Below are 24819 nucleotides of genomic sequence, written 5' to 3' on the forward strand. Positions count from 1 at the left end.
GCCTCTCCCTTGTTTAGCCCCCGACGGCGCACTAGGGAGCGGCCCCATGATCGTGTTCGTCAATCGCTACTTCTGGCCTGATCGCAGCGCCACTTCGCAGATCCTCAGCGATGTCGCCTTTCACCTCGCCGAAAGCGGGCATCAGGTGCAGGTGATCGCCAGCCGCCTGTCCTACGAAGGCGACGAAGGGCCCTACCCTCCGCACGAGGTCCATCGCGGAGTAACGATCCACCGGGTTGCTACCTCGGCTTTCGGGCGCGGAAGCATTGTCGGGCGGATTGCGGACTATCTCGGCTTCTATGTCACCGCCTTCGCCAAGGTGCTGGCGGTCGCCAAGGCAGGCGACGTGGTGGTGGCGAAAACCGATCCGCCGGTGCTGTCCTGGCCCATCGGCCTTGCTGCGCGGCTCAAGGGGGCGAAGCGGGCCAACTGGTTGCAGGATCTCTATCCCGAAGTGGCCGAGGCGTTCGGCGTGCTCAAAACCGATGGCCTGGCCGCGCGGATGGTCCGGGCGCTGCGCGACCAATCGCTGCGCAAGGCGGATGTCAACGTTGCCATCGGGGATCGCATGGCGGACTTGCTGCGCCGCCGGGGAGTGGCCGACAGCCGGATCGTGGTGATTCCCAACATGACCGATGACGAAAGCATCCGTCCGATTACTGCGGCGGAAAATCCCTTGCGAAACGAATGGGGGTTTGCCGCGAGCGACCTGGTAGTGGGCTATTCCGGCAATCTGGGCCGCGCGCATGAAGTCGATACGATTCTTGATGCCGCCGCGATCTTGCAAGCAGGAGGGCGGGGCGACATTCGTTTTCTGGTGATCGGCGGTGGCTATCTGAGAGACCGGCTGGAGAGCGAAATTACAGCGCGCGGCCTCGCTCACTTCGTCCTCAAGCCCTATCAGCCCCGCGAGAGCCTGCATCTTTCGCTAACCGTGCCCGATGTCCATTGGGTGACGTTGCTGCCTGAACTCGAAGGTCTGATCGTTCCAAGCAAATTCTACGGGGCAGCTGCAAGCGGCAGGCCGGTAGTGTTCATCGGTTGCCCTGAAGGAGAACTTGGCGCGGTAGTGCCCGATCAGCGATGCGGCGCGGTGATCGCCAACGGTGCGGCGGCGGAACTGGCTACCCTGCTCACTTTCTACGCGGACAATCCCGAAGTGCGACTGGAACAGGGCCGCAACGCGCGCGAACTGGTGGCGAGCGGTTTCAACCGCGCCGCAGTCCTGGCAAAATGGGAGCGCTTTGCGGCGCAGTTCACTCCAGGCGGCTAATGACTTACTTCGCTCCGTGGCCAGTAAAGACCACCATCGCCGTGCGTGCCAGGATCACGAAGTCGAGCCAGTACGAGAAGTTCTTGATGTAATAGAAGTCGTACTGCAGCTTGTTATCGATGTCATCAAGGCTGGTCACGTGGCCCTGATTGACCTGCGCCCAGCCGGTGATGCCGGGGCGGACGATGTGGCGGTAGGCGTAGAACGGGATTTCCTGTTCGTACCAGCGTGACAGCTCCAGCGCTTCGGGCCGGGGGCCGATCCAGCTCATGTGGCCGCGCAGGATGTTGTACATCTGCGGCAATTCGTCGATCCGGGTCTGGCGCAAAAAGCGGCCGAATTTGGTGATACACGGATCGGCATCACCCGTCATGGCCTTGCGCCGGCGGGTTTCTTCATCCTCAGCCGCCATTTCGCAGCGCATCGTGCGGAACTTGAGAACGTGGAACGGCTCCCCGCGATAACCGATGCGGCGCTGGCGGAAAAACACCGGGCCCGGCGAATCCATGCGAATCAACACCGCCACTAGGGACAGCGGCACAATCAGCAGCGGCAACATCAGGAGACAGAGTAGGATATCCGCCAGACGCTTGAGTCGCATGAACGACATGTTCGGCAACAGTGAGCCGAAGCTGTTTTCCGAAAGATGCTCAATCTGCACCTTACCGGTCGCAGCCTCGAACACCTGCTTGAAATGGAACACCGGAATGCCCTGCAAGGCAGCATTGGCCAGCATGCGATCCCACGCATCGGCATGATCGTGGTGCAAGTCGGCTACGATCATTGCTCCGCGCTGGCTTGGCAGGATCGGTTCCATAAGCCGGCGCGTTTGCAAGCCGATGTTTGCCAAACGGGTAATGCGGCCCCCGGGAACAGTGTAGAAGATGTTCTGATCAGAACGCGTCGCGAGAACCATCACCACAAGGTAAACGCAGATGGACGCGGCGAAATTGACCCCGAAAACCGGAATGGAGTATTTCAGGCGGAGCACCAAAATCGCCATCGCCACTACGCCAAAGCTCATCAGGAACGCCGGGATGACGGATCCGAACTGCTTCACTCCGGGATAGATATTAACGCGGCGAGCAAGAAAAATACCCACCACCGAAGCGATTATCGTTGCGACGACGGAATTGGTTATCGGTCCCGGCTGAAACAGCGCCGCCCGGCTGCCAAAATAGAGCAGGGGAGGCAGCAGACATCCAAGGAACACACAGGTCACAGCCTGCAGCGAGAAGGAGCGATAGATGCTCCGCTCGTCCTGAATTAGCTCATTGGGCGCAGCCATCAACATAGCGCAATCACCTTCAACCCCCCACTAAGGCGAACAAATCCGCTCTTGTGCAAGTGCGAAGGCGCGTGATTTACGCCCCGAATGTAAAAAGCGCAAGACTTCGGCGCAGGTCTTCGCGCTCAGACGAGCGTCGCGAGATGCTCAGTCGAGTACCCGGCAAGTTCATGTCCGCGCCCTTCGCGCAGCATTCTCGCCCAGTATGGATTCGAAATCAGCGCGCGACCCACGGCGATCAGGTCGAACTCGCCGCGCTCCATCCGCGCTTCGAGATCGCCCAGTTCGGCGGGGGGCGCATTCTGGCCCGAGAAGGCGCCGAAGAAATCGCCGTCCAGCCCGACCGAGCCGACCGAAATCGTCGGCACGCCGACAATCTTCTTGACCCATCCGGCGAAATTGAGGCCCTTCTCGCCGTCGATTTCGGGGAACTCGGGCTCCCAGAAACGGCGCTGCGAACAATGCAGCACATCCGCCCCGGCGTCGACCAGCGGCGCGACCCAGGCTTCCAGTTCGGCAGGCGTAGGCGCGAGGCGGCGCGTGTAATCCTGCTGGTTCCATTGGCTGATGCGCAGGATCAGCGGCACATCGCCCACAGCCGCGCGGGTCTGGCGGATGATCTCCGCAGCAAAGCGGGTGCGTTCGGGCAAGGTGGCCCCGCCCCAGCGGTCATCGCGGCGGTTGGTTTCGCCCCAGAAGAACTGGTCGATCAGGTAGCCGTGCGCGCCGTGGAATTCGATCGCATCAAAACCGAGTCGCACCGATTCCTTCGCCGCACGGACGAAGGCATCGACGGCATCGGCGACATCTTCCTCGCTCATCGCGCGGCCATAGGGGGTGTCTGCCTTGAACAGGCCGGAAGGGCCTTCCGCCGGTCCGGGGCGTGGGCGATCGGGGAACTGTTCGCGGACAAGGCCGGTGTGCCAGAGCTGCGGCGCGACCGCCCCTCCCTCGCCATGCACGGCGCTGACGACTTCGCCCCAGCCCGCCAGCGCATCTTCACCATGGAAGCGCGGAATGTTCGGCTCATTGCGCGATTCGGGCCGGTCCACCCCGGTACCTTCGGTGATGATGAGCCCGACTTCGCCCTCGCCCCGCTTGCGGTAATACTCGGCGACATCAGCGCCAGGGACGCCCTCGGGCGAGAAATTGCGTGTCATCGGGGCCATCACCACGCGGTTCTTCAGCGTGAGATTGCGGATCGTGAACGGCTGGAACAGGACGGACATCGCGGAATTCCTTCGAGAGGTTGGCTATCTGGCGACCAGTTGGGAAACCAGGTTGCGCGCTGCAACCTGGTTTAGCGCCCTAAGGAAAACCTTTCGGCCCGTCTGAAGGCTAGGCCGGATGACCCTCGCTTTCGTCCACGCGCCAGGTCTGTCCCTTACCCAGCAAGGCCGCAAGATTGGGCTCTTTCCCTTCGCTCAGCCGCCGGTTTTCCTCGACCACCTGCGTCTCGAACGAGGGGCGTGGATCGTCATACAGCACACCCAGCGCCATCGGGAACGGGCCGAACGGCAGTTCCACCAACATGTGCGCAAGCGAGCGGTTGGTGACGTTGTGGCGGATCACGCCCGCTGCCTGCCAGTCACCGTCCACCACATCGACCACCTGCATCTGCAGGTTCTCGTGATCGAGGCTGATGCCCTTGGTCCCGCCTGCGAACAGCATCGGCTCGCCGTGCTGGAGCCAGAGCTGGTTGTCCTCCGCTCCCTTCGGCGCGGCGAAATCGTTGAACACATCCTTGTTGTAGACGATGCAGTTCTGGAAAATCTCGATGAAGGCCGCGCCCTTGTGCGCATGGGCAGCCTTGAGCACGTCGGGCAGGTTCTTCGACACATCGAACCCGCGCGCCACAAACCGTGCGCCTGCGCCCAGCGCGAAGGCGCAGGGCTGCGTGGGCCGGTCGATCGAACCGCCGGGTGTCGAAGGGCTGGTGGTGCCGATGCGGCTCGTGGGCGAATACTGGCCCTTGGTCAGGCCGTAGATCTCGTTGTTGAACAGCATGATCTGCATGTTCACGTTGCGCCGCAGCACGTGCATCATGTGGTTGCCGCCGATAGATAGCCCGTCACCGTCCCCCGTCACCAACCACACGTCGAGCTCGGGATTCGCCAGCTTCACCCCCGTCGCCACCGCAGGCGCGCGGCCGTGGATGGTGTGGAAGCCGTAGCTCTCGATGTAATAGGGGAAGCGGCTCGAACAGCCGATGCCGCTGACGAACACGGTGTTCGCCGGATCGCAACCCAACTGCGGCAAGGTGCGCTGCACCGCCTTGAGGATCGCATAGTCCCCGCACCCGGGGCACCAGCGCACCTCCTGGTCGGTTTCCCAGTCCTTGAGGGTGGTCTCGATTTTGACGGGAGCGTTCATATCAGGTCTCTGAGGCTGGCAGGCGGTTCATCGCGCGTTCGTTGGGACTAGTTGTCGCGATCATGATGCATTCGCAACGATCGCGGCGTGGTTCCGTCGTCGGGCTGAGATTCGGGACTGGGCAATTGCTGGTCGTTGGGAGCGACGACGCCGCCTTCGTTCCCGGCCACGCCATCGAAATACTTCCCAATCGCCGCTTCCATCTCGCCGATGCTGAACGGCTGGCCGCTGGTTTTGGTCAGCGGGGTCGCATCAACCAGATACTGGTCGCGCAGCAGGGTCTTGAACTGGCCGGTGTTCATTTCCGGCACCAGTACGTGCTCGTAACTGTGCAGCAGCTCGCCAAGGTTGGCGGGCAGCGGCCAGATGTGGCGGACGTGGATGTGGCTGACGTCCAATCCCTTCGCCCGCGCGCGGCTGACCGCCTGGTGGATCGGACCGTAGGTGGAGCCCCAGCCGACCACCGCCAGCTTGCCGCCCTTCGTGCCGACACTCACCTGCTGGTCGCGGACCTTGATCTTGCCGATCTTGTCCTTGCGCGCGTCGGTCATCAGCTGGTGGTTATCGGGCGAGTAATCGATATGGCCGGTATCGACCTGCTTCTCGATCCCGCCGATGCGGTGCATCAGGCCCGGCGTACCCGGCTTGATCCACGGCCGCCCGCCCAACTCGTTGCGCTTGTAGGGCAGCAGCGTGTCGTCAGGACCGTTCTTTTCGGTCAGAAACTCTGCCGGGAAGCGCTCGAAATGCTCAGGGTCGGGCACTTTCCACGGTTCGCTGGCATTGGCGATATAGCCGTCGGTCAGTAGCATCACCGGGGTCATGTACTGCACCGCGATGCGGCACGCCTCTATTGCGCATTCGAAAGCATCGCTGGGGCTGCGCGCGGAGATCACCGGCATCGGCGCATCGCCGTTGCGGCCATAGACCGCCTGGTAGAGATCGCTCTGCTCGGTCTTGGTCGGCAGGCCCGTGCTGGGGCCGCCGCGCTGGCTGTTGACGATCACCAGCGGCAGCTCGGTCATGATCGCCAAGCCCATCGCCTCACCCTTCAGCGCAATGCCGGGGCCGGAGGACGAAGTGACGCCAAGACTGCCCGCATAGCTCGCGCCGATGGCGGCGCAGATCGCGGCAATCTCGTCTTCCGCCTGGAAGGTGGTGACGTTGAATTCCTTCAACCGCGCCAGATGGTGCAGGATCGCGCTGGCCGGCGTGATTGGATAGCCGCCGAAGAACATCGGCAGCCGCAGCAGCCGCGCGCCAGCGACCAAGCCGAGCGAGACCGCTTCGGCCCCGGTGATCGTGCGATAGAGTCCCGGCGCGGTCGGCACCGGATCGAGATGTACCTGCCGCAGCGGTCCGGCCAATTCCGCCGTTTCGCCATACGCATGGCCCGCGTCAAGCGCGGCGATGTTCGCTTCGGCCAGTTCGGGCTTGGTCTTGAACTTCCCGCGCAGCCATTCCTGCAGGGGCGCGCGCGGACGATCGAACATCCACAGCGCCAGCCCCAGCGTCCACATGTTCTTGCAGCGCAGGGCATCCTTGTTGCCAAGGCCGAAGGGCTTGACCGCTTCCACGGTCATCGCCGAGATGTCGAGCTTCAGCGTGTCGAACTTGGCCAGCGTATCGTCATCCAGCGGATTGACCTCGTACTTGGCCTTTTCGAGGTTGCGCTTGGTGAATTCCCCTGTGTCGATGATGACCAGGCCGCCGGGTTTGAGCGCACCGAGGTTCACTTTCAGCGCCGCCGGGTTCATCGCCACCAGCACGTCCGGCGCGTCGCCCGCAGTGCTGATTTCCTTGCTGCCGAAGTTGATCTGGAATGCCGAAACGCCGAACAGCGTGCCCTGCGGGGCACGGATTTCGGCGGGGAAATCGGGGAAGGTGGCGAAGTCGTTGCCTGCCAGCGCGCTGGACAAGGTGAACTGGCCGCCGGTCAACTGCATCCCGTCGCCAGAGTCCCCGGCAAAGCGGACCGTGACCGCGTCCTGCTGCGAAAGATCGGGCCGCTTATCGGCCAACTGGCTTGCCATGTTCTGCTTTCCTGCCGCGACTAACCCGTCGCATTTGTATTGGGGTGCGAACTAGGGATCGCTGCCCGCGTAAACAATCAAGTTTTTCTGTCCGCAACGCAACAGGCGGCTTTCACCCGTCCACCGCCGCAGCTACAGCGCGCCCATGACCAGACCCGACCGCGACCAATACCGCCCCTGCGTGGGCACGATGCTGATCAACTCTGCGGGCGAGGCCTTCGTCGGCAAGCGGATCGACAACAAGGAAGGCGACTGGTGGCAGATGCCGCAGGGCGGCGTGGATGACGGCGAAGACCTCGACACCGCCATGCTGCGCGAGCTGGGCGAGGAGACGGGCATTTCGCCACAACATCTGGAGATTCTGCATCGGATGGAGGGCGAGCTGTTCTACGATCTTCCCCCTGAGTTGCATGGCAAGCTGTGGGGCGGAAAGTTCAAGGGCCAGCGGCAAAGCTGGTATCTGGTGCGGTTCACCGGTTCTGAGACCGATATTGACCTTGATGCTCACAAGCATCCCGAATTCTGCGAGTACAAATGGGTCGATCCGGAACTGCTGCCGGTGCTGATCGTGCCGTTCAAGGTGCCGGTTTACGAGGCGGTAGTGGCGGCGTTTCGCTCATATTTGTGAGTTCCCGCGAAGGCGGGAACCTCGGGCGGACAAGCGCGAATCCGCATGAGATCCCCGCCTTCGCGGGGACCCAAGCCCATTCTCAGTTCTGCGTCACCTCATCCACCGGCGACACCACTTCCGCCGTCATCACCGGCGGTCCGCGATCGATCACGGCGGCAAGCGCCATTGTTTCCACACAGCCATCCCCGCACAGGCTTTGCAGCACTTCGAGGTTCTCACGCGCGGCGGCCAGTGCGCCCTTTTCGACCAGCGCCTCGCCCTCGCCTGAAATCGCGGCGAGGTTTTCCGGATCGCGTTCGCGCGCCTCGCGGTAATAGCGGATCGCCTTGCCTTGCAGCCCCTCGGCCCGCGCCACTTCAGCCAAATCGATATAGACCTGCGTGTACCCCGGATCGACTGTCAGCGCCGCTTCGAATGCGTCGATCGCGCCCTGCGTGTCACCCTGCGCCAGATGCGCGCGCCCTTCGGCCACCAGCGCTTCGGCGCGCGGATCGGGGGCTTCCTGGCTGGCGTGGCCGACACTGGCATTCACCGCAACGAACAGCGACAGGGCAGCGGCGGCGGGTCCGAAACGCATGGCAAGCTCCTTGAGTCTGGACGGGAAAGAGGCGGGGTAAGCGTCCATCTGGCCCTAGTGTTATCACGCCAATGCTGCACGCGCGATGAAAAATCCGTCCGTCCCGTGACCGGACGGTGTCAGCCGTACTCCGGGGCCGTGCGGCGTGCCGAACGGCACAGCGGAGGGAACCGCACGCCATTCGGGATGCTCCTCCAGAAAGCGCGCGAATTGCCCTGCGCCCTCTTCATCGAGCAGCGAACAGACGACATAGGTGAGATGCCCTCCCGGCTTCACCAGCCCAGCCGCGAGTTCCAGCAGCCGCGCTTGCAAGGTGCCGAGCTTCCCAAGCTCGGCAGGAGTAAGCCGCCAGCGCGCTTCCGGATTGCGCCGCCAGGTTCCGGTTCCCGAACAGGGCGCATCGACCAGCACGTGGTCCGCCCTGCCCTGCCACTCTGCCAGCGCCTCCGCCTCGCGCCCCGGATCGAGCAGCAGGGTATGCGCGATCTCCGCCCCCGCCCGTTCGGCGCGCGGGCCAAGCTGGGAGAGCCGCCGCTTGTCGGTGTCGGCAGCCACCAGCGTGCCCTCGTTCGCCATCGCCGCCGCAAGCGCCAAGGTCTTGCCGCCCGCGCCCGCGCACAGGTCGATCACGCAATCGCCCGGAGCGGCTCCCACCGATGCGCAGGCAATCTGGCTGCCGAGATCCTGCACTTCGATCAGGCCTTGTGCGTAGGCCTCCCACTCCTCCACCCGCGTCCCTGCGGGAAAGCGGAGCGCGTTGGGGAGCGGCAGGGGTTCGCCCGGTTCCGGCAAATCCCCGAAACCTTCAGCCACCTTCAGCCTGTTGATCCGCGTATCGAGCGGCGCGCGGGAGAGCAGGCTCTGCGCCTCCTCCTCGCTGATGCCCGAAGCAATCAGCCGGTCTTCCAGCCACTCAGGAGCGATGCCGCCGGGTGCCACCAGCTCGTCTTCCTCGATGGCTCCGGGGCCATAAGGGGTCCCGTCGAACAGCGCCTTGAGGTCAGGCCGCTCGTCCGCCAGCCCGAGCATCGCTGCCCGGCCTTCCGCCGGGATCGGGCCGCAGGCGCGGATCGCATCGTAGACCAGTTCGCGGATCGCGGCCTTGTCCTTCGATCCGGCGAAGCGGTGGTCCTTGAACCATTGCGCAATCAGCCGGTCCGCCGGAGGCCCCTTGTGACGCGCTGCGCCGATGATGGAATCGAGGATCTCGATAGCGGACTGGACGCGTGCGGAAGGAGTCACCGGGTGGGGTAATTCGGGGCTTCGCGGGTGATGCTCACATCGTGGACATGGCTTTCGGAAAGCCCCGCATTGGTGATCTGGATGAAGCGCGCGTTCTTCTGGAGGTCGGTGATGGTGGCGCTGCCGGTATAGCCCATCGCCGCCTTCACTCCGCCCACGAGCTGGTGAACGATATCGCGCGCCGGGCCCTTGTAAGGCACCTGCCCCTCGATCCCTTCGGGAACCAGCTTCATCTGGTCCTTGATGTCCTGCTGGAAATAGCGATCGGCAGAGCCGCGCGCCATCGCGCCGACGCTGCCCATGCCGCGATAGGCCTTGTACGAACGTCCCTGGAACAGGAAGGTATCGCCCGGCGCTTCCTCCGTCCCCGCCAGCAGGCTGCCGACCATGACCGTGCTCGCCCCGGCGGCGAGCGCCTTGGCCGCATCGCCGCTGGTGCGCAGGCCGCCATCGGCAATGATCGGCACGTCTCCGGCGGCGCTGGCAGCGTCCATGATCGCGGTCAGCTGCGGCACGCCAACGCCGGCGACAATCCGCGTGGTGCAGATCGAACCCGGCCCGATGCCGACCTTCACCGCGTCAGCACCCGCATCGATCAGCGCCCTGGTCGCTTCCGCCGTGGCCACATTGCCCGCCACCACCTGCACGTGATTGGAGAGCTTCTTGGCCCGCGTCACCGCTTCGGCCACCGCCTTGTTGTGCCCGTGCGCGGTATCGATGATGATGACATCGCATTCGGCATCGACCAGAGCTTCGGTCCTCTCAAACCCCTTGTCCCCCACCGTAGTAGCAGCGGCGACGCGCAGGCGGCCGGTGGCATCCTTGGTGGCATCGGGATTGAGGACGGCCTTCTCGATATCTTTCACCGTAATCAGGCCGACGCAGCGGTTGGCGGCGTCCACCACCAGCAGCTTTTCGATCCGCCGCTGGTGCAGGATGCGCCGCGCCTGTTCCTGCGTCACCCCTTCGGAAACGGTGGCGAGGTTCTCGCTCGTCATCAGTTCGCGCACCGGCTGCGCGGGATTATCGGCAAAGCGCACGTCCCGATTGGTAAGGATGCCGCACAGCGTGCCATCGGCAGCGGTAACGGGAATCCCGCTGATGCGGTTCAGGTCCATCAGCGCCTGCGCCTCGCCCAGCGTTGCATCAGGAGTGATGGTAATCGGATTGATCACCATGCCGCTTTCGAACCGCTTGACCCGGCGCACCGCCGCGCATTGTTCGTCGATGGTGAGATTGCGGTGCAGCACTCCGATCCCGCCGAGCTGCGCCATCACGATCGCCATTTCGCTTTCGGTGACAGTATCCATCGCCGCAGAAAGCACCGGGATATTGAGCGCAATGCCCCGCGTCAGCTGCGTCCGCGTGCTCGCCTGACTGGGCAGGATATCGCTTGCGCACGGCTGGAGCAGCACGTCATCGAAAGTAAGGCCGGTGCGGATTTCCATGGGGTTTGCCACTTCATGTGTCGGGTGATTCGTGGCGGCCCATGTAACCGCACTATGTGGCAGGTGCTAGGGGGCGGGGAGAGAAAGAGGATCGGGGGGTCCCTGGCATTGTCGAACCAAACGCCGACAATACCCTTACGGCCTCTCCGTTTCCTATTGCGCCGTCCACCCGCCATCGATCTCGTAGTTGGCGCCGGTTATGTTCTGCGCCACGTCGCGGCAGAGGAACGCTGCCAGTGCGCCCACTTCCTCCGGTTGCGAGAACTTCTTCGACGGTTGGCGTTCGAGGATAACGTCGTTGATCACCTGTTCGCGCGTCATCCCGCGGCTTTTCATCGTGTCGGGGATCTGGTTTTCCACCAGCGGGGTCCAGACATAGCCGGGTGAAATGCAATTGGCGGTGATGTTCAGTTCCGCCAGTTCCAGCGCCAGCACCTTGGTCAGCCCGGCGATCCCGTGCTTGGCGGCGACATAGGCGGCCTTGTACGGGCTGGCGGTAGTCGAATGGGCGCTGGCGGTGTTGATGATCCGGCCCCAACCCGCGCGCTTCATGTGCGGCACCGCGAGCCGCGCGGTGTGGAAAGCGGCGGAGAGGTTCAGCGCGATGATCCGGTCCCACTTCTCCGGCGGAAAGTCCTCCACCGGGGCGACATGCTGCATCCCGGCGTTGTTGACGAGCACGTCCACACCGCCCGCCTGCGCCATCATGTCTTCGATCGCGGCGACATCGGTCAGGTCGGCGCCCGAATGGGTTGCGCCCAGTTCCTCGCAAAGCTGCGCGATCTGGTTCGCATCGCCAAAACCGTTGAGCACAACCTGCGCTCCCTCGGCATGAAGCGCGCGGGCGATGGCGAGGCCGATGCCCGAAGTGGAGCCGGTTACAAGTGCGCGCTTGCCTTCGAGGAACATTTGGTTCTCCTTGCGGGTTGAATTCGCCACGGCTCTAGGTTCAGGGCGATAGCAGGGCAACAGGCACGGGGATTTCGATGAGGCTAAATCCATTCAATACCGGCAATATCCAGGTTGGCACCACTGGCGGCGGGGGCGGCGGCGGTCTGGGTGGTGGCGGAAAGCTGGGCTGCGGTGGCATCGTGATCGTGCTGATCGGCGCGCTGGTGTTCGGGGTAGACCCGGCAGAGATGCTCGCCACGGTAGAAGGCACTCAACAAGGACAGGTGACCCAGGCTCCCTCCGGCGAAGATGCGCAGGCAATCTGTTCATCGAATGAATATGCGACTGAAACCTGTAACGCGCTGTCATCGCTCAACGACACCTGGCAACCGTTGTTCGCTGCACAGAACCTCGAATTCCGCCAGCCGACGCTACGTTTTGCCACTTCGCAGCAGTTCAACACCGGCTGCGGTCCCGGCTCGGTCGGCATGGGGCCGTTTTATTGCCCCGCGGACGAGACGATGTACATCGATGTCAACTTCTACGACGAACTCGCGCGCATGGCGGGCAACGGCGGCGATTTTGCGCGCCTTTATGTCGTCGCGCACGAATATGCCCACCACGTGCAGACAATCACCGGCATTTCCGGGCAGATCCGCAGTGCCCAGCAGCAGGACCCGCGCCGCGCCAACCAGCTACAGGTAATGATGGAACTGCACGCCGATTGCTACGCCGGCGTGTGGGCAGGCAAGAACCGCAACCTGATCGAACCTGGCGATCTGGAAGAAGGCATGAACGCCGCTGCCGCCATCGGTGACGATACCCTGACCGGCGGGCGCGTCTCGTCAGAGAATTTCACCCACGGGACCAGCCAGCAGCGCATGAACGCCCTGCGGCTCGGCATGGAGAGCGGCGATGACCTGCAATGTGACCGGCAAATCCTGCAAGCGGGCTAAGGTGCGGGCGGCGCTGGCCGCTGCCGGATTGGCGCTCACCGCGACACCTGCAATGGCGCAGGACGATGTGAGCGACCGCGAGCCCGACCTGATCGATGCGGCGATGACACCGCTGACGGATCTTAACCTGGCTCGCGATCCGATTCCCGCTGTCCTGATCGCGGCGCGCAGCGATCCCTATGCCAACCGGGGAATGGCCGATTGCGCCGCCATCCTTTCCGGCATCGGCGATCTCGATGCGGTACTGGGGGACGACTATGACACCCGCGTCGCGCGCGAGCGGCGGCTCACACCTGGCGGCGTGGCACAACGTGCAGTGGGGATGTTCATTCCCTTTCGCGGGATCATCCGCGAGCTATCGGGCGCGAACAATCACGAATTCGAGTTCCGGGAGGCGATCGTCGCCGGGCAGATGCGCCGCGCCTACCTGAAGGGCCTGGGCGAGGCGCGCGGCTGCCCCTACCCCGCGCGTCCTGCCACGCCCGACATGGTGGCGCGCCTGGACGCGGATGCCCAACCGCAGCACACTGTCGCAACGGCGATGACTGGCGATGGCGACGATACGGTCTTCGTCAGTCGTGCCATCGTCCAGCCAACAGCCGAATAGTCCGGCGGACGGGCTCAGGCGGTAACGCGCGCCACCAAGCGGGTGGTGCGCTGCGGCTCGGTGTCGTTGCACTCTTCCGTAATTGCCGGGACCAGCAGGCTGGCAGGCTGGAATGCCGGAGCGGGCTCGGCGGAGAACCTGTAGGCTACCGATGCCCGTACGGGTTGGGGCGCAGCACGCGGAGGCTTGGGCGGAGCGGGAGGCGCAACGTGGAAAGATACGCGCCGCGCTTCGATCCGCGCAGCTTCCATTTCTTCGCGCGCGGCTTCCATTTCGGCAGCGGCTTCTTCCAGTTCGCGGCGGATTTCCGCGCGCGTTTCTGCCGAAAGGTGTTCGTTTGCTGAAATCGCCGCCATTGCTGCACGGATACCGTTTGCGGCATGGGCCTGAATCGCGCTGTGGCAGATTATCATCGCCCGGCGGCCATCGCCCAGGTCCTGATGGACCACAGTGTTCTCGCCATCGCACCGCGCGTCGATATTGTGGCGGCGCTCCTCGCCTTCGTTGATGACGACAAAGCGGTTTTCCGCTTCGGCAGCGCGGGCGCTGTGGGCCATGGCCAGCGAGACCTCGCGCTGGATTTCCGCGTCCAGCCCGGCGAATTCGGCTTCCATTTCGGCAATCATCGCCTCGATCTCAGCCTCGCTCATGTCGCCATGTTCGCCGCGGCGGACTACCCGGCGGACAATCCGGCGCTCGCCATCCTCGCCTTCGGCGCCTTCGCGGATGACCGTGACTTCGACATGGTGTTCACCGGAATCGTCGACTTCCACTTCGACATCGCCCTCTCCGCCCATCCGGCGGTCGATCCGCACCACACGGCGCTCGATCTCGCTCTCGTCGCTTGAGGCAGCAGGCGCATCGACGTCCTGCTCCTGCCCCGGCTGGGCGTAAGTGATCGACGCGGTCAGCGGCAGCGCCAGCGCGGTGGTCGTGATCGCGACGATGCCGATACGGCGGCGACGGGTGGAAATGTCGGACATGGTGAGGCTCCTCAATCGGTGGATGATGGACTTCTCGCCCAGCACCGGGCAGGCCATCGGAGCAGCCAGTGCGAGATGCTCACCGGCAGCAAAGCCCGCGATAACCTCGGCATAGGCCGCCCGTTCCGGCCGCGCCCGCCCGGAAACGACCCGCGCATCGCAGGCCGCCTCCTGATCGATCCGCATCGCTCGCCAGCCCCACCAGGCGAGCGGATTGAACCAGTGCAAGGCCAACAGCGGTTGCGCCGCAATGTTGGCGAGAAGATCGTGGCCGCGGTGATGCGCCAGCTCGTGCGCGATCGCCATGTCGCGCGCTTTCACGTCGATCAGCGCCATGAAATCGACCGGCAGCGCGACGACCTTGTCGCGAATGCCGAAGGCGACAGGCGCGCTCACGGCAGGCGTTTCCACCAGCCGGACCTTGCCCGCTTCGCCCATCGGGCGCGCATCGGCCAGCAGATCGCGGCGCATCCGGATGTAATCGCGCGTCCGCCCCAGCAGGAACAACAGCGCCCCGCCCAGCCACAGGACCAGCAGCAATTCGGTAAGCGGAATGCCTGCCAGGGGTTCGGCAGCGGGCGCGGTGGCGTACGGGGCTGCAACCGGCGCTGCAGCGGCGCTGGCTTCGGAGATAACCACCATGAGCGGCTCGGCCCCGGTGCCTTGCGCCACCTGTTCCACGGGCTCGCCCGGATTCATCCACGCGGGCAAGGTGATCGGCGGCATCACAAAGCGCAGCAGCGGTAGCGCCCACAGGGCATAGGCCAATTGCGGGCCGAAATGCCGCGCCACCGGGCGGCGGACCAGCAGCACCAGCGCGATCAGCGCGCCAGTATAGACGAAGGTGTCGATCATCCAGTCGGAGAGGCCGGTCATTTCTTCATCTCCCGCAGCAGGCGCTCGATCTCGGTGATGTCTTCTCGGGTCAGCGACTCGCTTTCCGCCAGATGCGCGAACAATGGCGCGGCGCGACCACCGAACAGTCGCTCGACCAGCCGTTTCGACTCGGTGCCGAGATAGGCGGAACGTTCGATCAGCGGGGTGTAGAGGAAGCGGCGGCCATCAGGCTGCGTCGCCAGCACGCCCTTGGCCACCAGCCGGGAAAGCAGCGTCTTGACCGTGGGGATGGACCAGCCGCGTTCAGCACAGATCGCCTCGCAGACATCGGCAGCGGTTTGCGGGCTCTTGCGCCACAGCGCTTCCATCACTGCGTGCTCGGCATCGCTGATGCGTTCGGCACCCGTTTCACCAGTACCCGAAGCTGAATCCCCACTCATTGTGACCTCCCAAATGGTCGCATCGACAGCCTTACGATTACGTTTGTAATCTGAACGCTGGTTGAATGCAACCGGTGCTTTGAAACCGGAGAGCGGGATGTGGCCTTGATGTAACCCCTTCGCCCACGCGCGCGAAATGGGGTAACCGCATCGATGCATGGAACGAACCGATATTCCACCAACTGCTGATTCCGAGCCGCTCGATCGCTTGATGGCAGCGGCGCGCGGTGGAGACCGTGTCGCCTATCGACATTTTCTGGCCGAGGCGAGTCGGCGCATTCGCGCGATGCTGGCGCGGAAGATCGGTGCGGACAGCGAACTGGAGGACGTGTTGCAGGAATGCCTGATCGCCTTGCATGGCAAGCGCCACACGCTCGATCCGGGGCGGCCCGTAGCGCCGTGGATCTTTGCGATCGCCAATTACAAACTGATCGATCACTGGCGGCGGCGCGGGCGCAGCCGGCTGGTGCTTGATGACACCGCAGATCTGGGCGTGGCGGCAGATACATTTGCGGGAATCGATATTACCGATCTGCTCGAGCAATTGCCCGAAGCGCAGGCGCAGGCGATCCGTCTGACCCATATCGATGGCCTGACCAATCGCGAGGCAGCGGAGAAGATCGGCATCGGCGTGTCGGCAATGAAACTGCGTGTGCATCGCGGAATGCTGCGGCTGAAGGAACTGGTGGAAGAACGCGGGGAATGACCGATATCGATGCCCTGATTGATCGGCTCGCCGAAGACGGTGTAATACCGCCGCAGGGGGCCGCGCGACGTTTTGCCCTGCCGTTGCTGGCTGCGATGATTCTGTGCGTGCTGGGCGTGGCGCTGGTGCTGGATGGCGCATTTGCCTCGGTCGGGGCCAACGGAATCGGCCCAATCACGGTGAAATGGGGCTTCTCCATCGCCGTGCTGCTCCTGAGCGTCGGCGCGCTGATCGTGCTCGGTAAGCCGGGACGCTCGGCCCGCTGGGCTATCGGTGCGCTGGCCGTTCCGTTTATACCGGTGGTCGCGCTACTGGGCTTGGAACTGGCGATGATCGGCCCCGTGATTGAAGCTCCGACATGGCGGCGATGCCTTACTGCCATGCTGGTGATGAGCCCGCTGGGATTTGCCGGAGCCGTGCTGGCCGTAAGGGCGCTTGCCCCCACCGATCTGCGCCGCGCCGGGCTGGTGGCAGGATTGTTCGGCGGAGCCGTGGCGATGACGGCATATGCGCCGTTCTGCCCCGAACTCGGGATGCTGTTCATGGCCACCCTCTACTGCCTGCCGATGCTGGCCATGGCGGCAATCGGCTGGCTGACGGGGCCGAAGCTCTTGCGCTGGTGACGCGGCGCGCTAGGCGTGCTGCTCATGAAAATCGGAAAAGTCCGGCGGCTGGCCGAGTGCCACAATATCGCGGATTTCCGCGAGTTGGCGCGGCGTCGCCTGCCCTTCCCGGTGTTCCACTACATCGACGGCGGCGCGGATGACGAGGGCACCAAGGACCGCAACACCGCTGCCTTCGATGCAGTCGACCTGGTCCCCGATGTGCTGGTGGGGGCAGAGAATGTCGATCCCTCGATCACCGTCATGGGCCGTGAGAGCCGTCTGCCTCTCATGCTAAGCCCCACCGCGCTCCAGCGACTGTTCCACTGGCACGGCGAGCGCGCAGTTGCTGCGGTGGCGGAGAAATACGGGCTGTGGTTCGGCATTTCCAGCCTCTCCACCGTGAGCATCGAGGAAGTGAGCGCAAAGTGGTCCGGTCCCAAGATGCTGCAATACTATTACCATCGCGATCGCGGGCTGAACGCGGCGCTGACGCAGCGGGCGAAGGCGGCGAAGTTCGATGCGATCACGCTGACAGTGGACACGGTAGTTTCAGGCAACCGCGAACGCTGCAAGCGCACCGGCTTCACCACTCCGCCGAGGTTCACTCCGTCCAACGTGCTGTCCTACGCGAGGCACCCGGCATGGGCGCTGAACTTCCTGTTCCGCGAGAAATTCGACCTGCCCAATTTGTCCACCCACGTCGCGGCGGGCAGCGGGCAGGCGATTTCGATCCAGGACTACTTCAATTCGATGCTCGATCCCGGCCTCAACTGGCAGGCAGCCGAGCAATTGCGCGATGACTGGGGCGGCACCTTCTGCCTGAAAGGGATCATGTCGGTGGCCGATGCGCGGCGGGCGGCGGATATGGGTGTGGATGCGATCATGGTCTCAAACCACGGCGGGCGGCAACTCGACGGCAGCCGCGCCCCGTTCGACCAGCTCGACGAGATCGTGCAGGCGGTGGGGGACCGGGTCGAGGTCATCCTCGACGGCGGTGTGCGGCGCGGCACCCATGTCCTGAAAGCGCTGGCGACCGGCGCGAAAGCTGTGAGCGGCGGGCGGCTGTACCTCTACGCGCTGGCCGCCGCGGGTCAGCCGGGCGTGGATCGCGCCATTGGTCTACTCGACACCGAGATCCGCCGGGGAATGCAACTGATGGGGGTAAGCCGGGTGGACCAGCTCACTTCCGATCACTTGCGGCGACGCTAGGCTGGAGCCAACTGCCTGCGCCAGCGTTTGGGCAGAATGGCCGATACGATTTCAACTGAAGATATTCTCGCGGCACCGCAGCTGCGCCTCATCGGCAGCATGGACGATGCCATGTACAAGGAATTCCGGAACCAGCTCGCCGCTGCGCCTACCGAAGGAATGCTGGTGATCGCCATCACCACGCTAGGCGGCAATCCGGAAGTCGCGCGGGCAATGGCCGACGATGTCCGCCTGCTGCGAGGGACAGGGCGTATCGTGGCCTTTCTCGGCAAGGCGGTTGTTTATTCGGCCGGGGCGACATTCATGGCAGGATTTCCAATCGCGCATCGTTTCATGACGAGGAGCACAAGCCTACTGATTCACGAGCGGCAGATTTCCCGGACGATCAATCTCTCCGGTCCGCTGCGAAGCTGCACCGCGCAACTCAAGGCGGCACTCAATGAGATCGAGCATTCAATTGCCATCGAGGAAGAAGGCTTTCGCTGCATCATCGAGGGAAGCCGGGTCACGTTCAAGGAAGTGCAGCGCCGCGCTCCCGACAACTGGTACGTCAATTGCGAGGAAGCGAAGGAGCTGGGCCTGATCGCAGGGGTGATCTGACCCGGCTCCTTCTTCTCCCTTCTCAGCTCTCCGGCATCATCCCGTCCTCACTGCGCCGCACTAGCGCCCAATCGACCGAACGGGTGGCATACATGATGCCCGCCAGCGCCGCGAAGAGTAGCAGCGATCCGATCACCAGCGAGTAGGTCTCCATGCTCAGCAGCACGAACAGCAGCGCGTATAGCGAGGCCAACATCGCGCCGATAAAGCCCGCACGCCGCCAAGTGCCCAAAACCGCTGCGCTGTAGGCCGTCAGCAGCCCGATGATCGCCGCCGCTGCCACAACATAGGCCAGCGCAAAGCCAATCATCTCGGCAAAGGCCAGCAGCATGACGAAGAACAGCACCAGCCCCGCGCCGGTGAGCAGGTACTCGGCACTCGCCACCCGCGCCCCCGCCACCACGTCGAACATCAAGAACACAGCAAACGTGAAGCCGATGAACAGGAAGCCGTATTTCACTGCCCGATCCACCTGGCTGTAGAGATCGACCGGATCGACCAGCCCGATCTTGACCGGGCCCGAGTTGCCACCGCTCGCCGCCATGTTGCTGTCGATGGCAAAGGCGGGATCGTAGCCAATGTTATCGGCCATCAGCGCCATGCCGCCGTCCTCCAGCGCCAGCAACCGCTGGCCGAGTGCGAGATTGGTGATCCCGGCATAAGTGGCGGTGAAGCCCTGGGCGCTTACCTCGCGCTCATCGGGCAAAAAGCCGCCGGTGAAACTGGGGTGCGGCCACGGCGAGCTGACGGTCCAAGCGGTCTTCCCGCCGCGCGGTACCAGCGCGAGCGAGCGGCTGCCGCGCAGTCCGTATTCCCAACTGACCTGCAAGGGCGCAGCGCCGTCCCACGCAACCGGGGCGGAAAAGCCCGCGCCGGCCGTGGCGTTCGGGCCATTGCCGGGGCTGAGCCGCACCACCTGCCCGCCCACGCGAACCTGCGCCCCGTCGGTCAGCCCACGCGGGTCGGAAATGCCGAAACGCAGTTCGGCGCGGTCGAATTGCAGGCTCTCGCGCGTCACTCCGAGCCGCGCCAGTTCCTCGTCCAGCGCAAAGCTGGCCGTGCCGCTGATATCGGCCTGATAGACCACGCTTTCATAGATCGTGTAAGCCTTGCGGTCGGGATCGATGGCAGTTTCCACCTGCTGCCGCGCGGGCGAGACAAACAGTTCCCGCTCCACACTGCGGCGCACCTCGCGTTGCTGGCCGTTCACCGTCTCGCTTTCGGAAACCGTCCCCGTATAGGGGATAACGAGCAGCGGCCCGGTGATGGTCTGCGCCCCGCCCCACCCTGCCTCGATCTGCGCCTGCGCGTTTTGGGACTGGTTCTCGCGATCCCAGACCAGCGCGTAGACCATCATCAGCGGCACGATCAGCACTGCTGCCACCAGTCCGGCCATGAACAGTTTCATGCCGGGGCTTCGTTCTCGGGACATCGCTTCACCTCCTTAAAGCTATACGACGAACCGTGCATTGTGAGCGATGAATTGAATGGCAGGTGAATGGTCTGAAAGGCTGTTGACCTTGTGGCCATACGCAGCACAATCAGGGGCATGACCAGACTTCTTGCCTTGCTCGCCCTGCTCATCGCCACTCCGCTCGCCGCACAGGAGGTTCCCGAACCGGCTCCCATATTCGCCACCACTGACGTCGTGCTCGAAACCACGATGGGCGACATCACCATCACGCTGGAAAGCGAGCGCGCGCCACTCACCGCCGCCAATTTCCTCCGATATGTCGAGGAAGGGCGGTTCGACGGTGCGGTGTTCTACCGGGCGATGAAGCTGGAGTGGGGCGATCAGCCCAACGGCCTGATCCAGGGCGGCGCCCAGAATGATCCGGAGCGAACCCTGCCGCCGATCCCGCACGAGTCGACCACCCAGACCGGCCTGACCCACACCCGCGGCGCGATCTCCATGGCGATGGGTGAGTCGGGCAGCGCGACGGGCGATTTCTCGATCATGCTGGGCGACCAAACCGGGCTCGATGCCGATCCCGAAGCCGAAGATCCGGTTTGGCGCAACGGTTATGCCGTTTTCGGCTATGTTACCGGAGGGATGGACGTGGTCGAGGCGATCCACGCCGCCCCGATCGATCCGGACAAGGGCGAAGGCTGGATGCGTGGGGAGATGTTGGCGCAACCGGTAGTGATTACCGAGGCGCGGGTGGCGGCGGAGTAGGCTCTTCAGCCGCCTCACATCGCTCTCGTTGCACGCGAGCATATAGCCAAATCCAGATCCGGTAGCAGATCACGCCAATAGTGGCAGCTGCTGCACCAAGGAACCAGTCCTCGGCACTTGCCACTCGTCGAGCGAGCATGAGAAATTGAGCGATTTCAATTATCCCCGCCAGTGCCAGCAGCCCCATCCAGACCGTCACCAGTTGCAGTCTTGGCCAAGCCGCCGGGGTGAACAGGCCAAGCAACATGAAGGCGACGCCGTGATATTCGGCGCCGCCGATCCCGCCCGCTTCTGCAGGGGCGAGAGCGAAATAGAGCATAGCCAGCACTGCAGTTGACCAAGCCGGGATGATGAGGTTGGTCGACAACGTCCTGCGTTCCGTCTGCGCCCGATATTTGCGCCAGATGCTCAGGTATAGTTTCCCAGATAGACCATGCCCGGTCCGATTTCGGCAGCAACCCTGAACTGCACGCCCTTGGGGCGAACGATTGTCCATTGCGGAATTCCGCTGCCAGGCGGGTAATCGTCCTCGCCGAATTCGCCCGCCAGCGGGACCACCTTCGCCAGCCGTTCATGGCCTGTATAGGCGAACACTTCGCGAATGATCTTTTGCTTCAGGCGCGGCAGGTCGAAATTGTTATCCCTTAACCACTGTTCGGAATTCCGCGGATCGGGGGGATTTGGAAGGTGACCCTGGGCTACCCCGCCGCTCATCTGGCTGTAGCCGCGGAATTCAAAGTCGGTTTCCGTCAGCATATCGTCCATAAACAACAGTGACCAGCCCTGTGATAGCCGGCCCGTGCGATAGCCCAAGCGTTGTTCGAGTTCATGCGACGGTTGCGAGCGCAGATAAAGCGCCTTGGTGAAAAAACCCCGCTTGGTAACCCGGTCGCCAACAGCCATTCCAAGTCCCCTTCGCTTTGCTATCCACCCATCAATACACACGCTTCTTCGGTTTGATGTATTCGATATCGTCCGTGAGCGTATATTCGTGCACCGGGCGATAGCCGATCTCCACCGCGCCGCCGCTGCCGCCCCAACCATCGAACCAGGCCACGGTGTGCTTCATCCATTCGGCATCGTCCCGCTCGGGGAAATCCTCGTGCGCGTGGGCGCCGCGCGATTCCTTGCGGTTTTCAGCGGAGTGCATTGTCACCGCTGCCTGCGCCATCAGGTTATCGAGTTCCAGCGTCTCAATCAGGTCGCTATTCCAGATCAGCGAGCGGTCGTGCACCTTCACGTCCTGCAGCCGCTTGTTGGTTTCGCCAAGCTGGCGCACGCCTTCGCTCATCAGCGCGGAATCGCGGAACACGGCGGCGTGCTTCTGCATCGTCTTCTGCATTTCGCTGCGCACCTGCGCGGTAGGGGAGCCGCCATCGGCAAAGCGGAAGTGATCGAGGCGGCCCAGCGCGAAATCGGCGCTGTCGCCCGGCAGCTCCTGATGCGCGGTGCCCGGCGTGATGGTTTCCTTGAGTCGGAAGCCCGTCGCGCGGCCGAACACCACGAGATCGATCAGCGAGTTCGAGCCGAGGCGATTGGCACCATGCACCGAAACGCAGGCCGCTTCGCCTACCGCGAACAGGCCGGGGACGACATGGTCGGGGTTCCCGTCAGGCCCGAGCGTCACCACTTCGCCGTGGTAGTTACAGGGGATGCCGCCCATGTTGTAATGCACCGTCGGGGTGACGGGCAGCGGCTGGCGGGTGAGGTCCACCCCGGCGAAGATCTTGCCGCTTTCGGTGATCCCGGGCAGGCGTTCAGCCAGCACCTTGGGATCGATGTGATCGAGGTGGAGGTAGATGTGGTCCTTCTCCGGCCCGACGCCGCGTCCTTCGCGCATTTCCAGAGCCATCGAGCGGCTGACCACGTCGCGCGACGCCAGATCCTTCGCCGAAGGGGCATAGCGTTCCATGAACCGCTCGCCTTCGGAATTGGTGAGGTAACCGCCCTCGCCCCGCGCGCCTTCGGTAATCAGCACGCCCGCGCCGTAAATGCCGGTGGGGTGGAACTGGACGAATTCCATGTCCTGCAAGGGCAGGCCCGCGCGCAGCACCATGCCGCCGCCGTCGCCGGTGCAAGTGTGGGCCGATGTAGCGGTGTAGTAGCAGCGACCGTAGCCACCCGTCGCCAGCACCACGCCGTGGGCGCGGAAGCGGTGGATCGTGCCATCGTCGAGGCACATCGCGATCACGCCGACGCAGCGCTTGTTCGCGCCTTCGCCCTGCATGATCAGGTCGATGGCGAAGTATTCGATGAAGAAGTCCGCCGCGTATTTCAGGCTCTGCTGGTAGAGCGCGTGGAGCATGGCGTGGCCGGTGCGGTCCGCTGCAGCAGCCGTGCGCTGCACGGGCGGGCCTTCGCCCATGTTCTGCATGTGCCCGCCGAAGGGGCGCTGGTAGATCGTGCCATCGGCATTGCGGCTGAATGGGACGCCTGCGTGCTCGAGTTCGTAAACCGCCTGCGGGGCTTCGCGCGCGAGGTATTCGATCGCGTCCTGGTCACCAAGCCAGTCGGCACCCTTGACCGTATCGTACATGTGCCACGACCAGTGATCGGGGCTGTTGTTGCCCAGCGAAGCGGCGATCCCGCCCTGCGCTGCGACAGTGTGCGAGCGGGTGGGGAAGACCTTGGAAATGTTCGCGGTTTTCAGCCCGGCTTCCGCCGCGCCCATCGTCGCGCGAAGGCCTGATCCGCCTGCGCCGACCACCACCACGTCATAGGTATGATCGGTAATCGGATAGGCGCGGCCGCCCACTTCGAATGTCTGGCTGCGGGCCATTATGCGGCTCCTCCGAATACCAGGCGGGCCAGCGAGAACAGCCCGAACGCTGACCCGGCGAAAATTGCCACGTTCAGCAGCAGCACGGCGGCAAACTTGTTGCCCGGCGTATCGACATAGTCTTCCAGCATGATCTGCACGCCAAGCCGCGCGTGCCAGAAGGTGTTGACCATGATCAGCGCGAGCGCCAGCGCGGGCACCGGCTGCGACACCCAGTCCCGCGCCGTGGCATAGGACAGATCGGGCAGCAGCAGGAAGGAAATGACCAGGAAGCCGATCAGCACCAGGTTGCCGACCGCAGTGAAGCGTTGCAGCAGCCAATGGTGCGCACCGTGATGCGCCGAGCCGAGACCGCGGACGTGGCCGATGGCCGTGCCCTTCCCGCCGAAGGGTTCGAGAGAAGTTCGTCTACCCATGATCAGTCCTAGAAAAGAAGAAGCGCGGCCCAGAATGCCGCAGTAAGCACCACACCCGACGCGATCGAGACCCACGAAAAGCGCTTGTTCGTCTCCAGCTCGTAACCCGCGCCGATATCGAGAACGAAGTGGCGCACGCCCGAAGACAGATGGTTGAAAAAGGCCCAGCTCAAGCCGACCAGCACCACATATCCCAGCGGATTGGTGGCGGCAGAAGTGAAGGTCTCGTAGGCCTCCGGCCCGCTCGCCAGTGCGGCAAGCCACCACAGCAGCACCGGCAGTCCGACAAAGGCCATGCCGTTGCCGCTGACCCGGTGAAGGATCGAGGTGGCCATATGCGGCCCCCATTTCCAGATGCTGAGATGCGGCGATAGCGGGCGGTTGGCCATAGTGTTCCTCCGGGCGAGTCCCGATGTGTCCTGAAAGGTCGCGCTCCACTAGAGCGGCGATCAATAGATGTGAACCACCGTGATTGCCTTGGGAGGCTTCTCGGCAAGGAGTCTTGCGCAGGGCGGGCTGGTGGCCCGTCCAAGCAAGACGACGCTGTCCGAGGGGCCTCCCAAGGCAACCCCTCCGGGGCGGGCCGATTTTGGCCGATTGCAGCGTCGCTTGTCGGTCACGATGCTTTGGCATCGCTTCCTCCGCGCTCCTCGCACTCGGCCAAAATCGGCTCCGTCCCGGTGGTTCACATCTATCGATCGCCGCTCTTAGCGGATGGTGCGCGCGTGACAAGCGCACCTTTGGTCTTA

At 63.8% G+C, this 24819-nt stretch carries 25 protein-coding genes; 9 read left to right on the plus strand and 16 right to left on the minus strand.

Translation table 11 applies throughout. The features are described from left to right. The first annotated feature begins 46 nt into the window (after nt 1-46). Complete coding sequence (locus JY451_15065) at nt 47-1273, plus strand: glycosyltransferase family 4 protein (GenBank protein ID QZH74940.1); 1227 nt, start codon at nt 47-49, stop codon at nt 1271-1273. Nucleotides 1274-1277: 4 nt separating this feature from the next. Here the strand turns inward: JY451_15065 and JY451_15070 are convergent, their stop codons facing one another. The 4 genes from JY451_15070 to JY451_15085 all read right to left on the minus strand — a co-directional run bounded on the left by JY451_15070 (nt 1278) and on the right by JY451_15085 (nt 6967). Beyond that, complete coding sequence (locus JY451_15070) at nt 1278-2561, minus strand: sugar transferase (protein ID QZH74941.1); 1284 nt, start codon at nt 2559-2561, stop codon at nt 1278-1280. Nucleotides 2562-2686: 125 nt separating this feature from the next. Further along, the gene (locus JY451_15075) at nt 2687-3790 is read right to left on the minus strand and encodes an NADH:flavin oxidoreductase (GenBank protein ID QZH74942.1); all 1104 of its coding nucleotides are present in this window, start codon (nt 3788-3790) and stop codon (nt 2687-2689) included. 109 nt (nt 3791-3899) lie between these two features. Beyond that, a complete protein-coding gene (locus JY451_15080) occupies nt 3900-4934 on the minus strand; it encodes a 2-oxoacid:ferredoxin oxidoreductase subunit beta (protein ID QZH74943.1) in 1035 nt (344 codons plus the stop codon). A 47-nt stretch (nt 4935-4981) separates the two neighbouring features. After that, nucleotides 4982-6967 (minus strand): 2-oxoacid:acceptor oxidoreductase subunit alpha, encoded by a 1986-nt coding sequence (locus JY451_15085; protein QZH74944.1) that lies wholly within the window; start codon nt 6965-6967, stop codon nt 4982-4984. A 145-nt stretch (nt 6968-7112) separates the two neighbouring features. Between JY451_15085 and JY451_15090 the strand changes: the two genes are divergently transcribed. Next, the gene (locus tag JY451_15090; GenBank protein QZH74945.1) at nt 7113-7595 is read left to right on the plus strand and encodes an RNA pyrophosphohydrolase; all 483 of its coding nucleotides are present in this window, start codon (nt 7113-7115) and stop codon (nt 7593-7595) included. An 82-nt stretch (nt 7596-7677) separates the two neighbouring features. Here JY451_15090 and JY451_15095 read toward each other — a convergent pair whose 3' ends face one another. From JY451_15095 to JY451_15110, 4 genes are all read right to left on the minus strand, one after another. Next, nucleotides 7678-8175: a tetratricopeptide repeat protein gene (locus tag JY451_15095; protein ID QZH74946.1), complete on the minus strand. Its 498-nt coding sequence runs from the start codon at nt 8173-8175 to the stop codon at nt 7678-7680. Between the two features lie 63 nt (nt 8176-8238). Next, complete coding sequence (locus JY451_15100; GenBank protein ID QZH74947.1) at nt 8239-9417, minus strand: RsmB/NOP family class I SAM-dependent RNA methyltransferase; 1179 nt, start codon at nt 9415-9417, stop codon at nt 8239-8241. Next, on the minus strand, nt 9414-10865 hold the full coding sequence (gene guaB / locus JY451_15105) for an IMP dehydrogenase (GenBank protein QZH74948.1): 1452 nt from the start codon (nt 10863-10865) through the stop codon (nt 9414-9416). Before guaB ends, JY451_15100 begins: the two co-directional genes overlap by 4 nt. 153 nt (nt 10866-11018) lie before the next feature. Further along, nucleotides 11019-11774: a 3-hydroxybutyrate dehydrogenase gene (locus JY451_15110; GenBank protein QZH74949.1), complete on the minus strand. Its 756-nt coding sequence runs from the start codon at nt 11772-11774 to the stop codon at nt 11019-11021. A gap of 77 nt (nt 11775-11851) precedes the next feature. Here JY451_15110 and JY451_15115 point away from each other — a divergent pair, with 77 nt between their 5' ends. Together JY451_15115 and JY451_15120 are read left to right on the plus strand one after the other, a co-directional pair. Next, nucleotides 11852-12712 carry a neutral zinc metallopeptidase gene (locus tag JY451_15115; GenBank protein QZH74950.1) on the plus strand — a complete coding sequence of 287 codons (861 nt, stop codon included), beginning with the start codon at nt 11852-11854 and terminating at the stop codon, nt 12710-12712. Continuing rightward, entirely contained in the window at nt 12672-13319 is a 648-nt protein-coding gene (locus tag JY451_15120; protein QZH74951.1) for a hypothetical protein, read from the plus strand. Before JY451_15115 ends, JY451_15120 begins: the two co-directional genes overlap by 41 nt. Nucleotides 13320-13333: 14 nt before the next feature. Here JY451_15120 and JY451_15125 read toward each other — a convergent pair whose 3' ends face one another. Both JY451_15125 and JY451_15130 read right to left on the minus strand, forming a co-directional pair. Then, complete coding sequence (locus JY451_15125; GenBank protein ID QZH74952.1) at nt 13334-15178, minus strand: hypothetical protein; 1845 nt, start codon at nt 15176-15178, stop codon at nt 13334-13336. Further along, nucleotides 15175-15579, minus strand: a complete 405-nt coding sequence (locus JY451_15130; GenBank protein QZH74953.1) for a BlaI/MecI/CopY family transcriptional regulator — start codon at nt 15577-15579, stop codon at nt 15175-15177. The genes JY451_15125 and JY451_15130 overlap by 4 nt, the downstream gene beginning before the upstream one ends. Nucleotides 15580-15736: 157 nt before the next feature. Here JY451_15130 and JY451_15135 point away from each other — a divergent pair, with 157 nt between their 5' ends. From JY451_15135 to JY451_15150, 4 genes are read left to right on the plus strand one after another with little or no spacing between them, the layout of a single operon-like run. After that, nucleotides 15737-16285, plus strand: coding sequence for a sigma-70 family RNA polymerase sigma factor (locus tag JY451_15135; GenBank protein ID QZH74954.1), 549 nt, complete (start codon nt 15737-15739; stop codon nt 16283-16285). Further along, complete coding sequence (locus tag JY451_15140) at nt 16282-16908, plus strand: DUF1109 domain-containing protein (GenBank protein ID QZH74955.1); 627 nt, start codon at nt 16282-16284, stop codon at nt 16906-16908. The genes JY451_15135 and JY451_15140 overlap by 4 nt, the downstream gene beginning before the upstream one ends. Nucleotides 16909-16932: 24 nt before the next feature. Further along, complete coding sequence (locus JY451_15145; protein ID QZH74956.1) at nt 16933-18099, plus strand: alpha-hydroxy-acid oxidizing protein; 1167 nt, start codon at nt 16933-16935, stop codon at nt 18097-18099. A gap of 36 nt (nt 18100-18135) precedes the next feature. Further along, nucleotides 18136-18699: an ATP-dependent Clp protease proteolytic subunit gene (locus JY451_15150; GenBank protein QZH74957.1), complete on the plus strand. Its 564-nt coding sequence runs from the start codon at nt 18136-18138 to the stop codon at nt 18697-18699. A 22-nt stretch (nt 18700-18721) separates the two neighbouring features. Here the strand turns inward: JY451_15150 and JY451_15155 are convergent, their stop codons facing one another. Then, nucleotides 18722-20131: a cell envelope integrity protein CreD gene (locus tag JY451_15155; protein QZH74958.1), complete on the minus strand. Its 1410-nt coding sequence runs from the start codon at nt 20129-20131 to the stop codon at nt 18722-18724. Between the two features lie 117 nt (nt 20132-20248). Between JY451_15155 and JY451_15160 the strand changes: the two genes are divergently transcribed. Beyond that, the gene (locus JY451_15160) at nt 20249-20875 is read left to right on the plus strand and encodes a peptidylprolyl isomerase (GenBank protein QZH74959.1); all 627 of its coding nucleotides are present in this window, start codon (nt 20249-20251) and stop codon (nt 20873-20875) included. On the opposite strand, the gene JY451_15165 is transcribed toward JY451_15160, so the two are convergent. Genes JY451_15165 through sdhC form a run of 5 tightly spaced genes read right to left on the minus strand, consistent with a single transcriptional unit; the run spans nt 20847 to nt 24459 of the window. Further along, a complete protein-coding gene (locus tag JY451_15165; protein ID QZH74960.1) occupies nt 20847-21242 on the minus strand; it encodes a VanZ family protein in 396 nt (131 codons plus the stop codon). The two genes, JY451_15160 and JY451_15165, sit on opposite strands and share 29 nt — an antisense overlap. Before the next feature lie 41 nt (nt 21243-21283). Then, the gene (locus tag JY451_15170) at nt 21284-21778 is read right to left on the minus strand and encodes a hypothetical protein (GenBank protein QZH74961.1); all 495 of its coding nucleotides are present in this window, start codon (nt 21776-21778) and stop codon (nt 21284-21286) included. Between the two features lie 31 nt (nt 21779-21809). Beyond that, entirely contained in the window at nt 21810-23654 is a 1845-nt protein-coding gene (locus tag JY451_15175; GenBank protein ID QZH74962.1) for a succinate dehydrogenase flavoprotein subunit, read from the minus strand. Beyond that, on the minus strand, nt 23654-24070 hold the full coding sequence (gene sdhD / locus JY451_15180; protein ID QZH74963.1) for a succinate dehydrogenase, hydrophobic membrane anchor protein: 417 nt from the start codon (nt 24068-24070) through the stop codon (nt 23654-23656). Before sdhD ends, JY451_15175 begins: the two co-directional genes overlap by 1 nt. 8 nt (nt 24071-24078) lie before the next feature. Continuing rightward, nucleotides 24079-24459 (minus strand): succinate dehydrogenase, cytochrome b556 subunit, encoded by a 381-nt coding sequence (gene sdhC, locus JY451_15185; GenBank protein QZH74964.1) that lies wholly within the window; start codon nt 24457-24459, stop codon nt 24079-24081. Nucleotides 24460-24819 lie beyond the last annotated feature (360 nt).

It is taken from the genome of Erythrobacter sp. (assembly GCA_019739335.1).
Taxonomy (GTDB): Bacteria; Pseudomonadota; Alphaproteobacteria; order Sphingomonadales; family Sphingomonadaceae; genus Alteraurantiacibacter.